The sequence below is a fragment of the Bacteroidota bacterium genome (assembly GCA_005882315.1).
GTDB lineage: Bacteria > Bacteroidota > Bacteroidia > Chitinophagales > Chitinophagaceae > VBAR01.
This window is the reverse complement of sequence record VBAR01000001.1, coordinates 213,548-238,094: the sequence shown is the minus strand read 5'-3', so window position 1 is coordinate 238,094 and position 24,547 is coordinate 213,548. Positions and strand designations below refer to the sequence as shown.

The following is a 24,547-nucleotide window of genomic DNA, read 5'->3' as shown; positions in this document are numbered from 1 at the left end:
GAAGCCTGGTTGATCTTCTTCACGCCAGGCTTCTTTATTTTATTTCAAGTTCTTTTCTGTAATTACGGGGGCTTGTTTTTTTAATCAGCTTAAAAAAATGATTAAAGTTAGAAACATTGTTGTAGCCGCATTCATAAGCGATATGTTCAATGCTCTTGTCTTCATGGATAAGCAATTTACAGGCATGGCCAACCCGGATCTCGTTGATAAACCGGGTAAGTGTTTTTTGAGTCCTGGATTTAAAGAAACGGCAAAAGGCATTTGGGTTCATTGCAGCAAGATCCGCTACTTCAGCAAGTAATATATCCCGGTTAAAACTTTTCATCAGAAAACTGTAGACAGTATTCATTCTTTCATTTTCGTCATGTTGAAAATAATTTACATAACTGCTGCTGGCTAAAAACCGGTATTCTTCCGTAGTTGATAGTATGTAAATTACCTCAAGCAAAATTATCGTATGCTGGATACTGTTTTTTTCTTCTGTAGCTTTCTTTAATAAACTAATTAACCTTGTTTTGGTTTTACCGGTAATAAACATTCCTCTTTGTGCTCTGCGGAATAACTGTTTTATTCTTTCCACATTGCCAAAATCGTTCATGTGTTTTATAAATTTCTCAGGAGAAATAAATAACGATAATGAAACCGAATGCAATTTTTTGCTTTTAGGGAAATTTATATCTGTATTATACCATACATGCGGAATATTGGAACCAATAAAAACAAGTTCCTGTTCATCAAAATGTTCTACTGAGTCGCCAATTATTCTTTTACCGGCTCCTTTAATAATGTAGGCAAGCTGGCATTCTTCATGAAAATGCAATTCGCTGGGAAAATGGGCTTGTTTAACCTCCCGGATAAAAAAAATACTTTCAGGTGAAATAAATGCAGGAACTGGTTTCATATAACAGCAGTATCATTTTTATACAAATGGAAAAATAGCAATTTTTTTTGCATGTAAATCTGTGAATTTTTATTTACCTGCTAATTTATTGCCAAAACTCATGAACATTCTGTAAATAAACCCGGGATCCATGTTTTAATTTTAATCTCACTCATTTTATCAATCATGAATGTTATACCAAAAATCATCTCAGGGCTGGCAATTGTCTTTTTTGCTCACACAGGTCTTTATGCTCAGACCGCAACTATAAAAAAGGATTTTATATTTTCCGCTATCAGGGGTACTGAAAGCAAACCTGATTCTGTAATACTTCCTGCAACAACAAAATATGTTGACCTGCTTAATGGGGACACTGCTTTTTTTAAAATTTTATCAGGGATCAATAGAAACTGTATCGTTCTATTTAAACCATCTGATGATTTTACCGGAATAGCAAAATCAAAACTGCAGGCAAAAAGTGCAACAGGTAAACTAATTGCCGAAATCAACCTTACCGGGCTTAGTATGAAAGGACTTGAAGGAGAGAACGAACCGCCTTTATCAAAAATTATTGATGCATTAGGGTACAGTATAAACATTGGATGGACTGGTTTAAGTAATAATTGTCTTCCGCCATTACAGGGAGAAGAATTGTCACATTCAGTTTTTCAAAAAGCCGGAAAGGGAAAAGTTGAAATGATTCCTGTTGCAAGATATTCTCCCGATTTTGAAGTTCCATTTGGTTTTTATACCCGTAATGATGAAACTATTCTTAAACAACAAGCAGGTATACTGTCAGCAAAAAATAAATATCCTGAACATCAGACATTATTTCCTTCCATTAAATCAGGTAGCAAGTCTTCTTTTGATCCCGGTAATTCCGTGTTTGGGTTTTATGCAACAGGGCCTGATCATACTGGTTATTCTGAAGATGTATGGAATATGTTATTGCATCCTGCAAATGCAGTGCATGCAACAAGGATCTATCCTGTAAAAGATGTGACTGGCAAAATTTTGAAAAACAGTTATCTAGTTTGTTTTGAAGAAGCAAAAAATGGTGATTATAATGATTATGTTTTTTTAGTAAAAAATATTACGCCTGTCACTAAGGATCCGTTTATAACATTATTCAACGAAAAAAATTTTGATGGTTGGGATACATTTCTCAGAAATATAGGAACAAACAAAGATCCTGGTAACAATTTTAGAATTGAAGATGGTTCATTGCATGTAATAGGAAAAGATCTTGGATACTTGATCACCAAAAAAGGGTACAGGAACTATCATTTTAAAGTTGATTTTAAATGGGGCAAAGAAAAATGGCCACCCCGTGAAAATGAAAAACGTGATGCCGGTATTTGTTATAATATCCCTATGAATGAACCCGATTCTATCTGGCCACAGTCAATCGAATGCCAGGTACAGGAAGGCGATACCGGCGATTTCTGGTTATTGAGTTTAAGTACGATTAAGGTAAATGGCATACAAAATATACCTGCCAACCATACAAGGATGGTTAAACAGAAAGATGCCGAAAAACCAACCGGTGAATGGAATACCGTAGAGGTTATTTCTTATAATGGCAAATGTGTGCATATTGTAAACGATGTAGTAGTAAATGTTGGTGAGGAGGCAAGTATCAAAGAAGGAAGAGTATTATTACAATCTGAATATGCTGAGATTTATTACCGGAATGTCAAAATCCGGGAGCTATAAATCATCATTCAGGGATTGGAATTGTTACCAGAAAGATTATTTTGCAAACAGAATAACAAGTTGACAAAGGAAGATCTAACCATATATATCACAGCCGGCGAAATGAAAGCGGTATTTCAATCTGTGTTGATAAAACAGGGATTTGAAAAGGAAAAAGCAGAACAACTGGCTGAAGCGTTTACACAAAATAGTCTTGATGGAATTTATACTCATGGCATAAACCGGTTTCCGCGGTTTATTGAATATTCTAAAAATGGTTATGTAAAACAAGATGCTGAGCCTTCATTAAAATCCAAGAATAATGGAATGGAACAATGGGATGGAAATCTTGGTCCCGGAATTTTAAATGCGATTGCTGCAACAAACCGATCCATAAAACTGGCAGATGAATTTGGCATTGGCTGTATTGCATTAAGTAATACCAATCATTGGATGCGTGGTGGTGCTTATGGATGGCAAGCAGCAATGGCAGGTTATATATTTATTGGGTTTACCAATACAATTGCAAATATGCCGGCACATGGAGCAAAAGATGCCAGGCTTGGAAATAACCCGCTAGTAATTGCAATGCCATATAACGATACTGCCATTGTATTGGATATGGCAATGTCGCAATATTCATTCGGGAGTATGGAATTATCTGTATTAAAAAATGAGAACCTGAAAGTGCATGGTGGCTATGATAAAGATGGAAATCTAACTGACGATCCCGCAGCAATTCTTGAATCAAGAAGGCCGTTACCCATTGGTTACTGGAAAGGAGCAGGGCTTTCTTTGTTATTGGATTTATTGGCGGCAGTTTTATCAGGTGGATTATCTACACAAGAGATAAGCAGCCAAAGTATCGAGCATGGATTGTCACAAGTTTTTATCGCAATAAATATTAAAAAACTGTCCAACTATTCCTCCATTCCTGTATTAATAGAAAGTATTATTAACGATTATAAAAACTCTGTCCCTGAAAACGAACAGGCAACCATTTCTTATCCGGGTGAAAGAGTTTTAAGCAATCGTAAACGAAATAGTGAAAATGGGATACCGGTAATTAAAAAGGTATGGGATGAAATTCTAACATTAAATAAATAACTGATGCGAAAAATAATTCTTACTGTAATTGTTTCATCATTTTCTTTTGTTTTAAATGCACAACAAACTGACTCGGTGTTTCTATTCTCATATTTTAAAAATAACGGGAAAGATGGTTTACATCTCGCTTATAGTAATGATGGCTTGAAATGGACAGCTTTGAAAAATGATCAGTCTTTTTTACAACCGATACTCAGTAAAGATTCACTGATGCGAGATCCCTGTATTATCCTTGGCGCAGATGGCTTATTTCATATGGTTTGGACAGTAAGCTGGAATCAAAGAGGAATTGGTTATGCAAACAGTAAGGACTTAATAAACTGGAGTGAACAAAAATTTATTCCGGTAATGATGCATGAAGACAGTGCAAGAAATTGCTGGGCACCTGAGATAACTTATGATAAAAAGAAAAAGCAGTATATGATCTATTGGGCTACTACTATAGCCGGTAAATATCCTGCCGACCGTACAGTTGAGAATGGCTATAATCACCGTATGTATTATGTGCTGACAAAAGACTTTAAAAATTTTACCCCAACAAAACTACTTTACGATAAAGGCTTTAATGTAATTGATGCAACGATTGTTCCTGATGGAAAAAGGTTTGTCATGTTTCTGAAAGATGAGTCCCGAACACCACCGCAAAAAAATATTAAGATTGCAACAAGTAAAAAAATGAACGGTGACTATGGCAATGCATCTGCACCTATTACCGGTAATTATTGGGCAGAGGGGCCAACTACTTTAAAAGTCAACGGAAAATGGATCGTTTATTTTGATAAATACAGGGATCATAAGTATGGCGCTGTAGAATCTACTGACCTGGCTACTTGGTCGGACATTTCAGATAAAATTTCACTGCCACCCGGCATTCGTCATGGTAGTATTTTCAAAATCAGTAAGCCAGAGTTTGACAGTATGTTTTCCTCCTTATAACCGCTCATAAAATTCAGCCTTTATTTCAGGATGCAGCAGGACGCCGCCGCAACCTTTATACCCTACTTTAACGTCCTGATTTAATACGAAAAAATTGCCTTTGAAAAAGATCTGCTTTGCCATCCTTTTGCTGGTATCTGGTACCGGCTTTTCTCAAGTATCCATCCCTTCATGGGTTAAAAATGTTGGTGCTAAATCATTCCCCTCATCTCAGAAATTATTTTATGCAAATGATTACGGTGCTATCAGCGATACTGTGACTGTAAATACTAAAGCTATTCAAAAAGCAATTGATGAATGTGCGGCTAAAGGTGGCGGTATTGTAAGTTTTAAACCGGGTACTTATGTAAGCGGTTCCATTTTTTTAAAGAACAATGTTCACCTGAAAATCGATAAAGGTGTTTTGATACTGGGCTCACAAAATTTTGCTGATTACCCCGACATGCAAACTCGTATTGCAGGTATTGAAACATCATGGCCGGCAGCTCTTATTAATGTAATTAATGTAAAGAATGCAGCAGTAACCGGCGCCGGTATTGTAAATGCAAGAGGAAAATTCTGTTGGGATAAATATTGGGCAATGCGGAAGGACTATGATACAAAAGGCCTTCGCTGGATCGTGGACTATGATGCAAAAAGGGTTAGAACTTTCTTGGTGCAGAACTCATCTGATATTACATTAAAAGGATTGACTTTTAAAAATGCAGGATTCTGGACAGTTCAATTACTTTATTCAACAAGACTCACTGTTGATGGTGTTATTATTAAAAACAATGAAGATGGCAGCGGCCCGAGTACAGATGGTATTGATGTTGACTCTTCCACATGGACTTTGATTGAGAACTGTGATATTGATTGTAATGATGACAATTTTTGTTTGAAAGCAGGAAGAGACTGGGATGGACTGCGTGTAAACAAGCCGACTGAATATGTTGTGATCCGTAAATGTATTGCACGTCGTGGTGCAGGACTCGTCACGTTAGGTAGTGAAACGAGTGGCAGCATTCGTCATATTTATTGCACTGATCTATTTGCAAAGCATACCGATAACGGACTGCGTATTAAATCTGCAACTACAAGAGGTGGCACAGTTGAAGATGTTTATTTTGTGAACTCTGTACTTGATTCGATTCGTAATGCTTACCAGTTTAATCTCAACTGGTATCCTGCCTACAGCTATAGCGAATTACCTAAGGGCTATCATATCGATTCAGTTCCCCAGCATTGGAGAGCATTACTGCAAAGGGTAACACCTGCTGAAAAAGGAATTCCTTACACAAAAGATTTTTATATCAGTAATGTAAAGATCACCAACGCCTATAAAGCATTTGAAGTAAATGGCCTTCCGCAATCACAAATAGAGAATTTCAACTTTACAAATTCCTTTGTTTCTGCTGCCATCCTGGGTGAAATGGTATTTGCAAAAAACTGGAAGTATAAAAATTTTGAAATATCGGTTACACAAAAACCGGAAGAAAAAAAGAAAGTCGGAGGGATTGCTGAAGATGAACGTCTAAAACAATAATCTTTTTACTGATGAAATATAAATTATCAATTAGTATTTTCTTTTGCTTAGTTGCTGCTTCCAATCTTCATGCTCAATACAAAATGGAGTATCTGACAAGGGGTGTGCATGCTGTCAAGGACGGTAAAGGAAAAATATTTGTAAGCTGGCGTTTGCTGGGGACTGAAGATAATGGTCTTGCTTTTAATTTATATAGAACAACAAATAAGAAAACGGTCCAGTTAAATAAAAAACCGATTATAACTGCTACAAATTTCACTGATGAATCAGCTGATACTAACCTGGTAAATACTTATACAGTAAAAGCGATCATTAACAACAAAGAAGAAAAAACGGGGAGCTCATTCACTTTGACTGCAAATGCGAAACCCTATTTATCTATTCCATTGAGAACTCCGACCGGATATTCTGCCAATGACGCAAGTGTGGGGGATATGGATGGTGATGGCGTTTACGAAGTTGTCATTCATTTAACGGGAAGGGCAAAGGATAACTCTCAGAAAGGAATTACAGATCCACCCATTTTTCAATGCTATAAAATGGATGGAACATTTTTATGGGAGATCAATCTTGGAAAAAATATCCGCGAAGGTGCTCACTATACACAATTCATGGTGTATGATTTTGATGGCGATGGAAAAGCTGAGATCGCAATGAAGACTGCGGATGGATCGATTGATGCAAAAGGAAATGTAATTGGTGACAGCACAAAAGATTTTCGCAATAGCGATGGTTATATTTTATCAGGGCCGGAATACCTGACAATGTTTGATGGACTAACTGGTGTTGCTTTATCTACCATTGATTTTACCCCGCCTCGTTATGGAAAATTAAATCCAACAACAGACGAACTAAAAACGATGTGGGGTGATGGTTATGGAAATCGTATGGATCGGTTTCTTGCATGTGTTGCTTATCTGGATGGAAAAAACCCTTCACTTATAATGACCCGTGGTTATTATACCCGTTCAGTACTGAGTGCTTATAATTTTAAAAATAAAAAGCTGGAGAAGATATGGACATTTGATAGTGATGAGCCAAGCGGTGAAAACCGAAAGTATCGTGGACAGGGTAATCATAATTTATCAGTGGCTGATGTGGATGATGATGGAAAAGATGAAATTGTTTTCGGTGCCATGACGATCGATGATAATGGCAAAGGCCTGTATTCAACAACTCTTGGTCATGGTGATGCATTGCATGTAAGTGATCTTGATCCATCACGTCCCGGTCTTGAAGTTTTCGATATACAGGAACGCTTTGACGATGCTGGTGCTCATTTAAATGATGCAAAAACCGGTGAGATCATTTGGAAAAAACCATCAATAAAAGCAGGTGAAGATGGCGAGGGCCCAGGCCGTGCATGTGCGTTGGATCTGGATCCACGTTATCCCGGCGCTGAATGTTGGGTTGCTGGTGCAGGCATTACCGGAATGTTTGATATCAAAGGAAATAAGATCGCTGAAAAAACGCCGCCTTGTAATATGGGAATCTTTTGGGATGGTGATGCACTCAGCGAAGTACTCAATGGTGTAAACATCAGCAAATGGGATTATATCAATAGTGCATCTGTAAAATTATTTGATGGCCGTGATGATGGTTGTGCAAGTAATAACGGAACAAAAGCTAATCCATGTCTCAGTGCTGATCTGTTTGGCGATTGGCGTGAAGAAATTATTTGCCGTACAACTGACAGCAAGGAGTTGCGCATTTATAGTACATCAATTCCAACAGATATTAAATTATATACGCTGATGCATAATCCGCAGTATCGCTTAAGTATTGCCTGGCAGAATGTGGCGTACAATCAACCGCCACATACAAGTTATTATTTAGGCGATGGAATGAAGATGCCGCCGAAACCAAATATTGTAATTGTAAATAAGAAATAAATTGAATAAAAATTTTTTACTTCTGGGTTCAGTTTTTATAATCGCAACATCTTTTTTCATTTTTAAAAAAGATAAACCAACCTTATATATCATCGGTGACTCAACTGTACGTAATACCAATCGTCCTCAATGCGGCTGGGGCGAAATGCTAAATGAGTTTTTAGATACTACACAGATAAGCATCAGCAACCAGGCCATGGCCGGCAGAAGTACAAGAACATTTGTCAAAGAAAAAAGATGGGAAAAAGTTTTATCAACTTTAAAAGCTGGTGATTTTGTGATCATGCAATTCGGACATAATGAAGGAAGTAAGCCCGATACATCAAGAGGAGGCTATCGTGGTGTATTAAGAGGAACGGGTGATGAAACAATTGACTTACTTTGGAAAGACAGTACATTAGAAACAGTACATACTTATGGCTGGTATTTAAAGAAATTTGTAAATGATGCAAAAGCAAAAGGTGCAACCGCTATTATTTGCTCAATGATTCCCCGCAATCAATGGGATGATAAAATAAAAGGCGATACGACGAGTGGGAAGATCGTTAGAAGGGCAAATAATGATTTTGGAAAATGGGCAAAAGAAGTAGCTGAAAGCGAAGGAGCATTTTTTATTGACCTCAATGCAATAACAGCAGATAAATATGATAAACTGAGCCCGGATGAAGTAAGCAAACTGTTTCAGGGTGATCATACTCATACGAATGTTGATGGAGCAAGGATAAATGCGGCATCAGTTGCAGAAGGAGTGAGAATGTTGAAGAATCTCCAATTGAATAATTACCTGCCTGCCGGACAGGCAGGTTTAAAAGAAAAAAATTAGATTATGAGTTCACAGAAAAAGATTATTGCAATTTTAATGATAGCGGTAGTAGCTCTTTCTTCTTTTATGTTATTAAAAAAAGAAAAACCGGTATTTTATATTATTGGTGATAGCACGGTAAAGAACGGTGATGGTACAGGCAAGAACAACCAGATGGGTTGGGGAACTGTTATCCCTCCTTTTTTTGATACAACAAAAATAAGTGTCCGTAACCATGCTATTGGTGGCCGCAGCAGCCGCACATTTATTACAGAAGGAAGATGGAATAAAATTCTGGAAACATTAAAGAAAGGTGATTATGTAATAATGCAGTTTGGACATAACGATGCAAGTCCGTTGGATGATACAGCAAGGGCAAGAGGAGTCATTAAGGGAATTGGTGAAGACAGCACAGAGATATGGAACCCTATTCGGAAAATAAAAGAAGTGGTTCATACTTATGGCTGGTATATGCGGAAATATGTAAGAGAAACAAAAGCAAAAGGAGCGATTCCTATAATATGTTCGCTTGTTCCAAGAAATAACTGGAAAGACAATAAGGTCGGCCGTTCAAATGATTCATGGGCATTATGGGCCAAGCAGGTCGCTGAACAGGAAGGTGCTTTTTATATTGAGTTGAATGGATTGGTTGCTGATAAATATGATGCAATGGGTCAAACGGCAGTTAAAGCGTTCTTCCAGGTTGATAATACGCATACAAATAATGATGGGGCAAAATTAAATGCTGAAACTGTAGCCAATGAATTAAAAAGGATCAATCCCGGAAAGATCAAAAAATACATGAATTAAACTGATGCGGAATATTTTTCAGAAAATAGCTTGCTCAATTTTTGTTATTGCAACTCCTGCCATCTTATTCTCTCAAAAGATCGATCGAAAATCTGTAGTGCAACGGCATAATATTATTATAACAAAAATAGATTCGCTTTCATCGCTCTCTGTCGGAAATGGAAATTTTGCTTTCACTGTTGATGCTACCGGTATGCAAAGTTTCCCGGAGGCGTATGCAAAAGGAGTTCCATTGGGGACACAATCAGTCTGGGGCTGGCATAGTTTTCCCAATACTGAAAATCTTAAGATAGAAGAAGCACAAAAAACATATGAACTGGAAGGAAGAAATATTTCTTATACAGTTCAGTTGAAAGAGCCAGAGGAAAGTAAAAAAGCAGTTGAATACTTCCGGGTCAATCAGCATCGCCTGCAATTAGGTAATATCGGATTGGAAATAAAAAAGAAAGATGGTTCACTGGCAACTGCAGATGATATAAAAGACATAAAGCAAAAGCTTGATATGTGGACGGGAACTATCACAAGCTCATTCACTGTTGAAGGTGAACAAATAAAAGTCACAACGATCTGCCATCAACAATGGGATGCTGTTTCTTTTAGAGTAGAATCTTCTTTGTTGCAAGTGAATAGTATTCAAATACGAATTCGTTTTCCTTATCCCACCGGACAGTGGAAAGATGTTGGGAATAATTGGCAAAATGATGAAAAACATACTTCTTCTATTGTATCCCAACATATCGGGCAAGCAATTATCAAACGAACGCTGGATACCAATGTTTATTACACATCATTGAACTGGACTTCGGGTACTATTAAAAAAAATAGCGATCATTATTTCTTACTTCAACCCTCCAACAAAAAAAAATCATTTGAGTTTACTTGTCATTTCAGTCAAAGAGAACCCGTAACTATGCTTACTGATTTCTCGAAAACACAATCAAGCAGTACTGTTAGTTGGAATAAATTCTGGCTTAGTGGTGGGGCAGTTGATTTTTCACAGGTAAAAGATAAACGGGCATTTGAAATAGAAAGAAGAACTGTTTTATCACAATACTTGACAAAGATCCAATGTTCATCGCCTTATCCGCCGCAGGAAACAGGATTGACATATAATAGCTGGTATGGCAAACCTCATTTAGAAATGCATTGGTGGCATGCTGTACATTATGCACAATGGGGAAGAGTAGAGTTGATGGAAAAAAGTTTGGACTGGTATTTTAAAGTTGCTGATAAAGCTTTTGCAATAGCCAAACGACAAGGCCTCGATGGATTACGATGGCAAAAGATGACCGACAACGATGGCAATGAATCGCCGTCATCGGTCGGGGCATTTTTGATCTGGCAGCAACCACATTTTATTTATATGGCAGAAATGCTCTATCGCAGCAAACCAACAACGCAGGTATTAAATAAATATAAAGACCTTTTATTTGCAACTGCTGATTTCATGGCTTCATTCCCTTCTTACAATCCACAAACAAAAAAATATAATCTTGGTAAAGGATTAATTCCTGCACAGGAATGTTTTGATGCAGTTACAACTTTTAATCCAACGTATGAACTTGCATACTGGAGTTGGGCTTTGAATGTGGCACAACAGTGGAAAAAAAGATTAGGTTTATCAAGAGATAAAAAATGGGATGAGATAATAAATAATCTTGCTCCATTACCACAGGCAAATGGAGTTTATTTGGCAACTGAAAGCACACCCGATTGTTATCAACCTGATTCAAAATATCTCACCGATCATCCTGCAGTGTTAGGTGCATATAGTAGTTTACCTGCTGTTCATGGGCTTGATACAACGATCATGAAAAATACATTGGATACTGTTTGGAAAGTCTGGAAATGGAATGATACATGGGGCTGGGATTTTCCTTTGGTTGCAATGACAGCAGCAAGATTGCATTTGCCTGAAAAAGCCATTGATGCGCTACTTATGCCGATAAAGACGAATACTTATTTAATCAACGGACATAATTACCAGGATGACAGGCTCACGATTTATCTGCCGGGTAATGGTGGCATTTTAAATGCAGTTGCATTAATGTGTACAGGTGTTGATGCAGATAAAGAAATTAATATTGGGTTTCCTAAAGACTGGAAAGTGAGATGGGAAGGTTTGAAAAAAATGTTTTAGCACAGGATGCTGCGTGATAGATAAAGGTCTGAATTAATTTAACATTGAATAATATTTAATTGCTTCATATGAAAAGAATTTTTTCTTTTGTGTTGTTAATATTTCTAGCCGTTGCTTCAACAGCACAAAAACTTCCTGCTAAGAAAAAGATTTTAAAAACACTCAGGCTTACCAATCAATACTTCATGGATAAATGGCCGGATGCTGGCAAACCGATCTTTACTAATATAGAAAGACCGAGTAATATCTGGACGAGGGCTGTATATTATGAGGGTTTGATGGCTTTGTATAAAATAGATAAACAAAAATCATATTATGATTATGCTTTACAATGGGGTGAAAAGCATAAATGGGGTTTACGTGGTGGTGTAAGAACCAGGAATGCTGATAACCATTGTTGCGGGCAAACTTATATTGATATGTACCTGCTGGATAATAAACAACATCCTGAAAGAGTAAAAGACATTAAATTGTCTATTGACTCTATGATGCTTACAAGTAAGATTGATGACTGGAACTGGATCGATGCACTTCAAATGGCAATGCCAGTATTTGTGAAGTTGGGTAATCTTTACAGCGATTCAAAATATTTCGACCGGATGTATGCGATGTATGCTTTTACAAAAAACAAACATGGCGATAATGGATTATATAATCCAAAAGAACATTTGTGGTGGAGAGATAAAGATTTTGATCCGCCATACAAAGAACCGAATGGCGATGATTGCTACTGGAGCCGCGGCAATGGTTGGGTAGTAGCTGCTTTGGCAAAGACATTAGGGGCTTTGCCAAAAACTGACCCGCATTACAATGAATACCTGCAGGATTTTAAAGATATGTGTGTTGCATTACTTCCGTTGCAACGTGAAGATGGTTACTGGAATGTAAGCTTGAATGATCCGAATAATTTCGGTGGTAAGGAAGTTTCAGGCACATCTTTATTTATTTATGGTTTTGCATGGGGAATCAATAATGGAATATTTGATAAGAAGACTTATTTGCCTGCAATTACAAAAGCATGGAATGCGATGAGTAAGGAAGTTGTTCATCCTGATGGTAAATTAGGGTATGTGCAAGGAACAGGTATACAACCAAAAGATGGTCAACCTGTAAATTATGAACACACACCCGACTTTGAAGATTATGGCTTAGGTTGTTTTCTGTTTGCAGGCACTGAGATTTATAAGTTGAAATAATATCTTAATGAAACAATTTGTATTCTTAATAGTAGCATTTTTTACAACTATCACATTACCTGCACAACGACAGAAATATAATTTCAATCCCGGCTGGAAAGTATTTGTTGGCAATAATGCTGATGCTTATAAAAATGACTTTGATGATTCCCGTTGGAAGAATGTAACGCTTCCTTATGCTTGGAACGAAGATGAAGCATTTAAAAAAGATATTAAAGATCTTTCAGACAGTATTGCCTGGTATCGCAAACATTTTAAAATTCCTGCATCAGCAAAAGGCCAGAAAATATTTTTGGAATTTGAAGGCATACGACAAGCAGGAGAATTTTATCTCAATGGAAAGTCAATAGGCATGCATGAGAACGGTGTTATGGCTTTTGGCTTTGACATAACCGATCTTGCAAAATTTGGTAATGAAGAAAATGTTATTGCTGCACAAATTGATAATAACTGGGATTACAGGGAGAAAGCAACCAACACAAAATTCCAATGGGAGGATAAAAATTTTAATGCAAATTATGGAGGCATCAATAAAAATGTTTACCTGCATGTTACTCCTAAAATTTATCAAACGCTTCCATTGTATTCAAACCTGCAAACAACAGGAGTTTATATTTATGCAGATCAGTTCAACATTAAAGCAAGGTCTGCAACTATACATGCAGAAAGCGAAGTGAAAAATGAAAGTTCTGCGACGCAGCAGGTAACTTATCGTGTTTCTATAATTGATGTGAATGGTAAGCTCGTAAAATCTTTCACTGGCGATAAAATAAATATTGCAGCGGGAGAAACAAAAATAGTAAAAGCATTTTCACCTGTGTCAGGATTGAATTTCTGGAGCTGGGGCTACGGTTATTTATATGAAGTGCAGACAACTTTACTTATAAATAATATTCCTGGTGATGCAGTTACAACAAGAACAGGTTTCAGGAAAACTGAATTCAAAAATGGCATGATCTATTTGAATGATCGTGTTATCATGGTGCATGGCTATGCTCAAAGAACCAATAATGAATGGCCTGCCATTGGTGTTTCTGTTCCTGCATGGATGAGTGATTACGGCAATGGATTAATGGTAGAGGGTAATGGAAATCTCGTTCGCTGGATGCATACCACCCCATGGAAACAGGATATTGAAAGCTGCGACAGGCTAGGTTTGATGCAGGCAATGCCAGCAGGAGATGCAGAGGGAGATGTTACAGGCACAAGATGGGATCAAAGAAGATCAGTGATGAGAGATGCGATCATCTACAACAGGAATAATCCAAGTGTGATCTTTTATGAAAGTGGCAATAAGGGAATAAGAGAATCGAACATGAAAGACATGCACGACCTTAAATATAAATATGATCCATATGGTGGCAGAGCAATCGGTAGCCGTGAAATGCTCGACAGTAAAGTGGCAGAATATGGCGGTGAGATGTTGTATACAAATAAAAGTGCATCGATTCCTTTATGGGCAATGGAATACTCAAGAGATGAAGGTTCAAGAAAATACTGGGATGATTATACACCGCCCTATCATAAAGATGGTGTTGGCCCTTTGTACAACGGACAAGATGCATCATCTTACAACCGCAACATGGAAAGTCATGCAGTGGAAAATGTAAAGCGCTGGTTCGAGTTTTGGAATGAAAGGCCGGGAACAGGAAAAAGAGTAAGTGCAGGTGGGGTGAACATAGGCTGGGCCGAAGCAAATTCTCATCATCGTGGTGAAGAGAATTACCGGAGAAGCGGAGAGGTAGATGGATTAAGAATCAAAAAGCAAAATTTTTATTCCGACCAGGTAATGTGGGATGGATGGGTAAATCCTGAAAAGCAGCGTATGCACATTGTAGGTCATTGGAACTATGAGCCCGGTGTCAAAAAAAGTATTTATGTTATTTCTACTTCTGATAAGGTTGAATTAAAATTGAATGGACAATCATTGGGCTTTGGAGAAAAAAGTGATGGCTTTCTTTTCACTTTTAAAAATGTTGAATGGAAACCGGGTACTATAAGTGCAATTGGGTATGATACAAATAACAAACAGGTTACAAGCCATCAAATAAATACCGTTGGCCGGCCTGTTGCTTTGCGCTTAACACCCATAAAAAGACCTACAGCCTTTATTGCTGATGGGCATGATATTGCTTTGGTAGAAGTAGAGGTGGTGGATGCAAAAGGTAACCGCTGTCCAATTGCATTGAACATGATAAACTATACATTAGAAGGACCAGCAGAGTGGAGGGGTGGAATGGCAATGGGACCTGGCAATTATATTCTTGAAAAGAGTTTCCCGGTAGAGAATGGCGTTAACAGGTTCATGATAAGATCAACAACAACTCCGGGAACCATAACAGTTAAAGCATCAGCAGACGGATTAAAAGATGCAAAGATTACGCTGGTCACAAAACCATTTGCAACGCAGAATGGATTAGCAACAATATTGCCTTCTGCAGGTCTTCCATCAAGATTGGATAGAGGACCAACACCTTCGACCCCGTCTTATTCCATGACAAGAATTCCCGTTATGATCGTAAAGGCAGCCGCCGGAGCCCGTGCTGACAGCAGTTTTGCCAGCTACGATGATAATGAAAGAACTGAATGGGTAAATGATGGAAAGCTTTCAACAGCATGGATAGAATATGAGTTGGATGATGTGAGAACAGTAAGCGAGGTAACTATCAAGCTTAATAATTTCCGCTCAAGAATATATCCTTTAACAATTACTGTTGATGGCAAAGAGGCTTTTAATGGAAATACACAAACCAGTCTTGGTTATTATACTATCATATGCAAACCACAAACTGGTAAGAAGGTGAAAATACAATTGTCAGGTATTTCCCAGGACAAGGCAAATAATGAAATGGAAGTCTCCGGGAAAAAATTGGATGATGGTGTAGCCCGGGATGATGTAAATGCAAAAGGAACTTTAAGTATTATTGAGGTGGAAATTTATGAAGCTGTAAAACCCAAACAATGAAACTGGTTCTCTCAATAGTGCTTCTGGCATTTTTTTCATTTTCCCTTAATGCGCAGAAAAAAACCACAAAGCCAAATATCATTTTCATTTTCGCTGATGACCTGGGTTATGGAGAAGTTGGTTGTTACGGCCAGCAGAAAATTGAAACACCCAATATTGATAAGCTGGCAAAAAATGGAATGAGGTTTACGCAATTCTATGCCGGTTCTACAGTATGTGCTCCTTCAAGATCCAGTTTCCTTACCGGTTTGCATACAGGACATACTGCTGTCAGAGGAAATATTTCTTATGAACCCGAAGGACAAACTCCTCTCCCCGATTCCGTAATCACATTTGCAAATATGCTTCAGCAAAATGGCTATGCCACTGCTGCATTTGGTAAATGGGGACTGGGATATATAACTACCAGCGGCGATCCAAACAAAAAAGGCTTTGATAAATTTTATGGCTACAATTGCCAGACACTGGCACATGACTATTATCCTGATCATTTATGGAATAATCATGAGAGGATTGATTTGTCCATCAATTTAAAATATGATTCTGTTTATTCGGCAGATATGATTCATCATGAAGCAATGAATTATATAAAACAAAGCTCCGGCAAACCGTTTTTTCTTTATCTCCCTTACACATTACCACATGGTGATGTGATTGTGCCGCATGACAGTCTTTATAATTATTACAAACAAAAATTTAACGATCCTCCTTTAACAGGCAAAGCATTAAAGCCTTTGGATCACAATATGAATCCCGAACCATATCCTCATGCGGGTTTTGCTGCTATGGTAAGCAGGCTTGATAAATATGTTGGTGAAATTGTAAAACTGGTAAAAGAAAAAGGTATTGCAGATAATACACTAATCATCTTTACAAGTGACAATGGCCCGCATAAAGAAAATGGAGGCGATCCGGAATTTTTCAACAGCAATGGAATTTATAAAGGAATAAAAAGAGATTTATATGAAGGCGGCATCCGTGTTCCGTTTATTGCTTACTGGTCAGGTAAAATAAAACCCGCTGTAAATAATAATGCTGCTGCTCTTTGGGATATGTATCCAAGTTTTTTACAGCTGGCTGGTGTGAAGTATAAAAATAAAATTGACGGTATTTCATTAGTACCTTCTTTGCTGCAAACAGGAAAACAGAAACAACACGACTATTTTTACTGGGAATTTCATGAGAATAATGGAAGACAGGCTGTGCATTGGGGAAAGTGGAAGGGAGTGAGGCTTGCTGTAAATAAAAAAGCTGATTCAGAGATCGAATTATATGATCTTGAAAAAGACCCGCAGGAAATGAATAATATTGCCTTACAAAACGCAGCTATAGTCAGGCAGATAGAAAGCTTCATGAAGAAAGCTCATCATTCAAATATAGATTGGCCGCTTTTGCCTGCGGAAATAAAACAGTAGTTGAAGAATTAATTTTTTGAATGTACTGAGTCAGACGATGGAGAAAACCATTTAATGATCAATGATATATTGGCAAAAATATAAGTCACCAGTATCATCAATGCAAATAGGAAAGCCAGCGTCCATTCCTGTCTGAGATTCCGCATCACATACACATCAATAAGTATAATTGCATGTACAAAACAAATGATACGTGTTGACATGGCATGACTAATTCCTGCATTGGTTAATAAATGATGAATATGAGTTCTATCAGCAACAAAAGGAGATTTACCCTTCCATATTCTCATACCAAATACACGCATTGTATCAAAAACAGGTATCATTACAAGCCCAAGTGTAAAAACAGGAGCAAAGCTGATAACTGAACTTGAGTTGCCTGGGTTTATTTGCATAAACCGGATACAAAGCACAGAGATTATAAATCCCAAAACCAATGAGCCGGTATCACCCATAAATATCCGGGCAGGGTTTAAATTAAAATATAAGAATGCAAGTACACCGCCTGAAATGGCAAATGCAATTAAGGCAGTATTGGCGTCTTTAGCTATCGTAAGAAAAAGGCCAAGCGTAATGAGTGTCATAAAACTCAAACCACCTGCAAGGCCATCAATGCCGTCAATAAGATTAATAGCATTAGTGATGCCAACAATTGCAAGTATGGTCATTGTGTATTGTGCAGAAAGAGATAACTCATATACCCCGAATAGTCCTTCAAAAGAAGTTATTCTTATCCCTGATAATGCAATCAAGGTAGCCAGCCCGATCTGAATTATGAATTTATAACGGGCTGACAGATCTTTTAGATCATCCATTATTCCCAAACCCGTTAAAACTAATATTGAAAAGAAAAAACATACCTGCGTTAAGTTATTTGTAAACGGAAACCAGATTAATAGCGCAGCACACATACCTGCAAAAATTGCCAGGCCTCCCATCGTGGGTATAGGTATCGTGTGCTCTTTGCGGGCACCGGGTTGATCAAACAGTTTATATCTTTTAATGAAATAAATCAGTGGGGGAATTGCAAGCAGTGTAACTATAAATGCTGTTACTAAACAAAGCAAGGCGAATTTAAAGTCGCCGAGTTGCAGATTGGTCTGCAAAAGGTGGATGTGGAATTTCATTTAGTTATTGGCTTTAGATACCTGGTTAGGATAAAAGTAGGGTGAATATCCGGAAAATGCAACAGGCTATTTATTGTGTAAGCCTGTAGATAAAATTTAATACTATCTCGAGGTTATAACTGCAGATTTATGGCATGAACTTTCAGTTATTTTTGCCATAAATCGTTTAAACAATAGCCGCATCCCAAAATATATTATCAAATCCAATTGAGTACCTGAAAGGTGTTGGCCCTCAACGGGCTGATCTGTTGAAAAAAGAGTTGGGTATCTTCACTTTTGGTGACCTGCTCAATCATTTCCCTTTTCGCCATGTAGATAAAACGCAGCTCAACAGGATAAGCGATATAAATGCCGAAACCGAATACGTTCAGGTGGCTGGAAAGATCATCAGCTTTGAAGTGATAGGACAAAAATTCAATAAAAGAGCTGTCGCAATTTTAAAAGATGGCTCAGGCGAATTGGAACTTGCATGGTTTCAAAGTGTAAGTTGGGTACAAAAAACAATTGAGATCGGAAGACCCTATCTCGTTTATGGCAAACTCAGTTTTTTCCAGGGAAGGCCACAAATAGTACATCCTGAAATAGAAATACTCACTGAAGAAAAAAAAGATGGTAAAGGATATCTTGAACCTGTTTACCCAACTACTGAAAAACTAAAAGCAAAAGCTTTGGGCGGAAGGCAGATCGCAAAACTCACACAGGCTTTAATGAATATGGTTAGCGAAAAAGATATTCCTGAAAATCTTCCTGATCCCATTCTCAAGCAATTGAAACTTGCATCAAGGTTTGATTCTTTTTCCAAAATTCATTTTCCCAAAAACCCGGCCGACTTTGAACTGGCATCTTCAAGAATAAAGTTTGAAGAACTTTTTGTTGCACAGCTAAAGATGATTCAGATCCGCAGCAACCGACATCGCCATTCTAAAGGTGTATTGTTTGAAAAAGTAGGAGAGCTTTTTAATAACTTTTATAAAGACTATTTACCATTTGAATTGACGAATGCACAGAAAAGAGTGTTGAAAGAAATAAGAACAGATACAGCAACAGGCCACCAGATGAATCGTTTGCTGCAAGGCGATGTAGGAAGTGGAAAAACAATTGTCGCTTTGCTTACAATGTTGCTTGCGTCAGATAACGGTTATCAATCCTGCATGATGGCCCCAACGGAAATATTAGTTCAGCAACATTTCAACAGCATAAAAAAAATGCTAAAGGATATGCCGGTTAAAGTAGAGATCCTCACTGGCTCAGCAAAAGCAGCAGAAAGGAGAAGGATTGCTGCTGGTTTAAATGATGGTTCAATACAAATTTTACTAGGCACCCATGCAGTGATTGAAGAGGTGGTACAATTTAAAAATCTTGGTTTAGTGATCGTAGATGAGCAGCACCGCTTTGGTGTAGCACAGCGGGCCAAGCTTTGGGAAAAAGCCGAAACTCCACCGCATGTATTAGTGATGACGGCTACGCCTATTCCCCGCACATTAGCAATGACTGCTTATGGCGACCTGGATTATAGTGTGATCAATGAACTTCCTCCGGGTAGGCAGTCTATCACCACTGTTCATCGCTACGATACACAGCGCAGTAAAGTGATGGATTTCTTAAAAACAGAAATAGCAAAAGGCCGCCAGGTCTATATCATTTTTCCGTTGATAGAAGAAAGTTCTAAAATGGATTATGAAGACCTGATGAAGGGATATGAGAATGTGAAAGCTTATTTCCCTGAACCAAAATACTGGATAAGTATGGTGCATGGCCGGCAAACTGCGGAGCAAAAAGAAACTAATATGCAACGATTTGTCACCGGAGACACTCAGATTATGGTATCAACCACGGTGATTGAGGTAGGGGTGGATGTGCCGAATGCATCGGTGATGGTGATTGAAAGCACAGAACGCTTCGGACTTTCGCAACTTCATCAGTTGAGGGGCAGAGTAGGGCGGGGAGCAGAAAAAAGTTATTGCATACTTATTTCTTCCACCAGCATAGGTAATGATGCCCGTGAACGCATCAGGATAATGACATCAACTAATAATGGTTTTGAGATTGCAGAAAAGGATCTTGAGTTGCGTGGACCCGGTGATATTGATGGAACAAGGCAGAGTGGCATGTTAAACTTTAAGCTGGCAAACATAGTCAGAGACAGACCTCTGCTTGATATTGCCCGTAACACTGCTTATGACTTGATTGAGAAAGACCCGGATCTTATTTCGGCCGAAAATTTGCGACTAAAGAACTTCCTTCAACAAATGCATGGGGGAAGGATTTGGAGCAAAATTTCATAGAACCCAGCAGATTTATTTGTCAGCTCAGGGTAAAACCCCGCAGACTTATTTATCTTAACAAAAGAAATCAAACGAAAAACAATTAAATTTCGTTAATTTATAAAAGGAAATCTATAAACCCTTGAACCGACACCTTACACTTAGCATAGTTTGTTTTTTCATCTTAATACTTCAGGCAAAAAGCCAGGGTATAATAGAATTTGTAGAGAACAAAGGACAATGGGACAGCAAAGTTAAATACCGCGGCATGCTGAATAGCGGCGCCTTCTTTCTCCGCGATGGAGGCTTTACAGTTTTACAGCATAACCCAAACGATATACAGGCCTTAGCAGAAAAAGTACATGGCATTCGACCTGAGACTGGTCAATCAAAAGATGGCTCTGTTACAGTTAACTCGCATTCATGGAATGTTGACTTTATCGGGGCTAGTCCGCAAATGCGTATAGCAGCGGATAAACAAGTAAGCTCAAATAATAATTATTTTATTGGTGACGATCCTTCTAAATGGGCCAGTGATTGTCGCATATTCCAGGCTATTACATTACAAGAAGTGTATCCGAATGTAGATGTAAGATATTACACTGATAATGGCACATTGAAATACGATATTATAGCCAAACCCGGTGCCAATATCAGTAAGATCGCTTTGCGTTACACAGGTATAAATAAGCTCGAGGTAAAAAATAAAGAACTTTTTACTTCTACTTCATTGGGTGAAATGAAAGAATCATCGCCTTACACTTACCAATTTAAAAGCGGAATAAAAACAGAAGTCGGGTGTAAGTATGTTGTAAAAGATAATGTGGTAAAATTTGAATTGAAAAATTATGATCCGAATACAACAGTTATAATCGACCCTACACTTGTATTCTGCTCTTTTAGCGGAAGCTCTGCGGATAACTGGGGTTTTACAGCTACCTATGGACCAGATGGAAGTTTTTACGGTGGCGGCATAGCATTTGAAAGTCAGACGGGAAGTTTTCCAACATCACCCGGAGCTTTTCAAACGGTTTTCCAGGGTGGTGATAATAATGATGGTTCAGGAGCAACAGATATTGCTTTAATAAAATTAGCACCCGATGGAAGAACAAGAATGTATGCAACTTATCTTGGCGGTACAGCCAATGAACAACCGCATAGTTTGGTTGTAGACGGAGCCGGCAATCTGATTGTAGCAGGCAGAACAAGTTCATCCAACTTCCCTGTGACGGGTGGAGCAGGCGGAGTAATTGGGACTACCGGCAAGTATGATATTATCGTTACAAAACTGAATGCAACTGGTAGTGGATTGATTGGCTCAAAAAAAATAGGCGGCACCGAGAATGATGGAGTAAACATTACTACGACAAGACAGGGCGGTACTAATTTATTAATGAGAAACTATGGTGATGATGGAAGAAGCGAAGTAATAATTGATGGGGGAGGTAATATTTATGTTGCATCAAGCACCCAGTCTTCCAATTTTCCCGCTTCGGCAGGTTCATTTCAACCCAGTTTCGGAGGAGGTTTACAAGATGGGGTTGTACTAAAGTTTAATGCGAATGTTTCATCACTTCTATTCGCCAGTTTTCTTGGTGGTTCAGGAGATGATGCAGGCTATGTTTTATCCATAGCTCCAAATGGGACTATTTTTATTGGCGGTGGAACTACCAGTAATAATCTTCCGGGAAGCAGTGCTGGTACAGTTGGCCCTTCTAATCATGGACCCGCGAGCACCCCGATCGATGGATTCTTAACAGTTGTTTCAAATGATGGCTCTACGCCTATACGATCCACTTATTTAGGTACAGCCGGTATTGACCAGGTTTATGGTGTACAGTTCGACCGGTTTGGATTTCCTTATGTAATGGGGCAAACTACCGGCTCATGGCCGATTCTAAATGCAACTTTCAGTAATGCGGGTGGTAAGCAATTCATCGCAAAATTGCAACCTGATCTTTCCGCATATGTGTATTCCACAGTTTTTGGCTCTGGATCGGCTACTCCTAATATTTCACCGATAGCATTTCTTGTTGACAGATGTGAGAATGTTTATGTGTCTGGTTGGGGAGGACATTTTTTTGATGTTAATAATTTCAACAGCGCAGGAACTTCAGGTTTGCCAATAACACCCGATGCTATAAAAAGCACAACTGATGGTAGAGATTTTTATTTCTTTGTTTTAAAGAAAGATGCCACGTCCCAGTTATTCGGAAGCTTCTGGGGAGAAAACAATAGTCTCCAGGCAAATTCGGGTAGCGACCATGTGGATGGTGGTACAAGTCGTTTCGATCAGAATGGTGTTATCTACCAGGCTATTTGTGGTAATTGCAGACTAGGACAACCACCAATTCCATACCCAACCACTCCAGGGGCATGGAGTACCACAAATAACACCAGTGCTACAAGTGGTGGCGGCTGTAATCTTACAATGGTAAAAATTGCCATGAACCTTGCTGGTGTAGATGCACAGGTGCAATCGTCCATAAACGGAGTGCCAAGAGATACTGCGGGTTGTGTGCCATTAAGAGTTGATTTTACTGATTCAGTACGTAATGCTGTTTGGTATCAATGGAATTTCGGCGATGGATCGCCAACAGTAGGGCCGTTGCCGGCTGTAACAGGTTATACTCAATCCCATACCTATAATACGATTGGCACTTTCCAGGTAATGTTGATCGCTATTGATTCCAGCACCTGTAATATTCGTGACACTTCGTATATACATATCCGTGTTGGTGATTTGCGGGCTACATTAAATTTTCAACCAGTAAAACTGAATCCCTGCGATTCGTTTAAATACCGGTTTGATAATTTATCCGTTGCACCACCTTCAAAACCATTTGGTCCCCGTTCATTTGTATGGGATTTCGGTGATGGTTCACCAAAAGATACAACCGGCGCAGGCAGCGTATTCCATAATTATCCTGCACCCGGTACTTATAATGTAATTCTTCATCTGATTGATACAAGCTATTGTAATTCGCCTGATGCGGATACCATACAATTAAGAGTATCTGCAATAGTCGATGCGCAGTTTATAACACCACCTACAGGTTGTGTACCGTATACAGCAACCTTTAATAATACTTCTGTTGGAGGACTTACCTTCCAGTGGTTTTTTGGTGATGGAGGTACTTCAACAGCAATTAATCCAACACATACATATAATACGGCAGGTAGCTATGATGTGGTACTGATTGCAACTGATCCGAATACATGTAATGTAACAGATACGGCGAGGTTTACTATTAATGTATTTAATAATCCGCTGGCAAGTTTCAGCTATAATCCCGTTGTGCCGATTGAAAATACATCTCATACATTTACCAATTTATCATCATCCGATGCGGTAAGATTCCGTTGGGACTTTGGTGATGGCGATACGTTGCTTACTACAACAAGATTGCCGGTGGTTCATCAATACAATTCAACAGGCACCTTTAATGCATGTCTCAGGGCTTATAATGCAGCTGGCTGTTTTGATGATACCTGCCAGCAGGTAACAACCCTGATCACTCCGCTGGTAGATGTTCCCAATGCATTTACCCCTCAAACAGGTAACGAAAACAGTATTGTATATGTAAGAGGTTTTGGTATCAGTAAAATGCGTTTTATAATCTGGAACAGGTGGGGACAGAAAGTTTTTGAAACCGCTAACCGTTTACAGGGTTGGGATGGAAAGTATAGGGGTGCGGTTCAACCTATGGATGTTTACGCCTATACACTTGAAGTAGAGTTTTTTGACGGTACTAAAACAACTAAAAAGGGTGATATAACGTTAATCAGATAA

The 24,547-nt window shown here is 38.4% G+C and carries 15 protein-coding genes; 13 read left to right on the top strand and 2 right to left on the bottom strand.

Annotation, left to right across the window (positions count from 1 at the left end; all coding sequences use genetic code 11):
* Positions 1 to 34: 34 nt before the first annotated feature.
* Positions 35 to 901, bottom strand: a complete 867-nt coding sequence (locus tag E6H07_00995; GenBank protein ID TMI64524.1) for a helix-turn-helix domain-containing protein — start codon at positions 899 to 901, stop codon at positions 35 to 37.
* A 165-nt stretch (positions 902 to 1,066) separates the two neighbouring features.
* On the opposite strand from E6H07_00995, the gene E6H07_00990 reads away from it, so the two are divergent.
* The 11 genes from E6H07_00990 to E6H07_00940 all read left to right on the top strand — a co-directional run bounded on the left by E6H07_00990 (position 1,067) and on the right by E6H07_00940 (position 17,363).
* Positions 1,067 to 2,596, top strand: coding sequence for a DUF1080 domain-containing protein (locus tag E6H07_00990; protein ID TMI64523.1), 1,530 nt, complete (start codon positions 1,067 to 1,069; stop codon positions 2,594 to 2,596).
* 102 nt (positions 2,597 to 2,698) lie between these two features.
* A complete protein-coding gene (locus E6H07_00985; protein TMI66430.1) occupies positions 2,699 to 3,682 on the top strand; it encodes a 3-dehydro-L-gulonate 2-dehydrogenase in 984 nt (327 codons plus the stop codon).
* Between the two features lie 3 nt (positions 3,683 to 3,685).
* Positions 3,686 to 4,618 (top strand): glycosyl hydrolase, encoded by a 933-nt coding sequence (locus E6H07_00980; GenBank protein TMI64522.1) that lies wholly within the window; start codon positions 3,686 to 3,688, stop codon positions 4,616 to 4,618.
* A gap of 94 nt (positions 4,619 to 4,712) precedes the next feature.
* Positions 4,713 to 6,143: a glycoside hydrolase family 28 protein gene (locus tag E6H07_00975; protein ID TMI64521.1), complete on the top strand. Its 1,431-nt coding sequence runs from the start codon at positions 4,713 to 4,715 to the stop codon at positions 6,141 to 6,143.
* A gap of 11 nt (positions 6,144 to 6,154) precedes the next feature.
* Positions 6,155 to 8,035 (top strand): rhamnogalacturonan lyase, encoded by a 1,881-nt coding sequence (locus tag E6H07_00970; GenBank protein ID TMI64520.1) that lies wholly within the window; start codon positions 6,155 to 6,157, stop codon positions 8,033 to 8,035.
* Between the two features lies 1 nt (position 8,036).
* Positions 8,037 to 8,858: a rhamnogalacturonan acetylesterase gene (locus E6H07_00965; GenBank protein TMI64519.1), complete on the top strand. Its 822-nt coding sequence runs from the start codon at positions 8,037 to 8,039 to the stop codon at positions 8,856 to 8,858.
* Positions 8,859 to 8,861: 3 nt separating this feature from the next.
* Entirely contained in the window at positions 8,862 to 9,647 is a 786-nt protein-coding gene (locus tag E6H07_00960; protein TMI64518.1) for a rhamnogalacturonan acetylesterase, read from the top strand.
* 4 nt (positions 9,648 to 9,651) lie between these two features.
* On the top strand, positions 9,652 to 11,787 hold the full coding sequence (locus tag E6H07_00955; GenBank protein ID TMI64517.1) for a hypothetical protein: 2,136 nt from the start codon (positions 9,652 to 9,654) through the stop codon (positions 11,785 to 11,787).
* A gap of 68 nt (positions 11,788 to 11,855) precedes the next feature.
* Positions 11,856 to 12,983, top strand: a complete 1,128-nt coding sequence (locus E6H07_00950; protein TMI64516.1) for a glycoside hydrolase family 88 protein — start codon at positions 11,856 to 11,858, stop codon at positions 12,981 to 12,983.
* A 7-nt stretch (positions 12,984 to 12,990) separates the two neighbouring features.
* Positions 12,991 to 15,948, top strand: coding sequence for a glycoside hydrolase family 2 protein (locus E6H07_00945; protein TMI64515.1), 2,958 nt, complete (start codon positions 12,991 to 12,993; stop codon positions 15,946 to 15,948).
* Positions 15,945 to 17,363 carry an arylsulfatase gene (locus tag E6H07_00940; GenBank protein TMI64514.1) on the top strand — a complete coding sequence of 473 codons (1,419 nt, stop codon included), beginning with the start codon at positions 15,945 to 15,947 and terminating at the stop codon, positions 17,361 to 17,363. The genes E6H07_00945 and E6H07_00940 overlap by 4 nt, the downstream gene beginning before the upstream one ends.
* Positions 17,364 to 17,371: 8 nt before the next feature.
* Here E6H07_00940 and E6H07_00935 read toward each other — a convergent pair whose 3' ends face one another.
* Positions 17,372 to 18,490, bottom strand: a complete 1,119-nt coding sequence (locus tag E6H07_00935) for an undecaprenyl/decaprenyl-phosphate alpha-N-acetylglucosaminyl 1-phosphate transferase (protein TMI64513.1) — start codon at positions 18,488 to 18,490, stop codon at positions 17,372 to 17,374.
* A gap of 191 nt (positions 18,491 to 18,681) precedes the next feature.
* Between E6H07_00935 and recG the strand changes: the two genes are divergently transcribed.
* On the top strand, positions 18,682 to 20,775 hold the full coding sequence (gene recG, locus E6H07_00930) for an ATP-dependent DNA helicase RecG (protein TMI64512.1): 2,094 nt from the start codon (positions 18,682 to 18,684) through the stop codon (positions 20,773 to 20,775).
* A 109-nt stretch (positions 20,776 to 20,884) separates the two neighbouring features.
* A complete protein-coding gene (locus tag E6H07_00925) occupies positions 20,885 to 24,547 on the top strand; it encodes a PKD domain-containing protein (GenBank protein ID TMI64511.1) in 3,663 nt (1,220 codons plus the stop codon).

Bases quoted from the DNA above. Each gene is read 5' to 3' on its own strand.
- E6H07_00995 (TMI64524.1), bottom strand. From the start codon at position 901: ATGAAACCAGTTCCTGCATTTATTTCACCTGAAAGTATTTTTTTTATC.
- E6H07_00990 (TMI64523.1), top strand. From the start codon at position 1,067: ATGAATGTTATACCAAAAATCATCTCAGGGCTGGCAATTGTCTTTTTT.
- E6H07_00985 (TMI66430.1), top strand. From the start codon at position 2,699: ATGAAAGCGGTATTTCAATCTGTGTTGATAAAACAGGGATTTGAAAAG.
- E6H07_00980 (TMI64522.1), top strand. From the start codon at position 3,686: ATGCGAAAAATAATTCTTACTGTAATTGTTTCATCATTTTCTTTTGTT.
- E6H07_00970 (TMI64520.1), top strand. From the start codon at position 6,155: ATGAAATATAAATTATCAATTAGTATTTTCTTTTGCTTAGTTGCTGCT.
- E6H07_00960 (TMI64518.1), top strand. From the start codon at position 8,862: ATGAGTTCACAGAAAAAGATTATTGCAATTTTAATGATAGCGGTAGTA.
- E6H07_00955 (TMI64517.1), top strand. From the start codon at position 9,652: ATGCGGAATATTTTTCAGAAAATAGCTTGCTCAATTTTTGTTATTGCA.
- E6H07_00950 (TMI64516.1), top strand. From the start codon at position 11,856: ATGAAAAGAATTTTTTCTTTTGTGTTGTTAATATTTCTAGCCGTTGCT.
- E6H07_00945 (TMI64515.1), top strand. From the start codon at position 12,991: ATGAAACAATTTGTATTCTTAATAGTAGCATTTTTTACAACTATCACA.
- E6H07_00940 (TMI64514.1), top strand. From the start codon at position 15,945: ATGAAACTGGTTCTCTCAATAGTGCTTCTGGCATTTTTTTCATTTTCC.
- E6H07_00935 (TMI64513.1), bottom strand. From the start codon at position 18,490: ATGAAATTCCACATCCACCTTTTGCAGACCAATCTGCAACTCGGCGAC.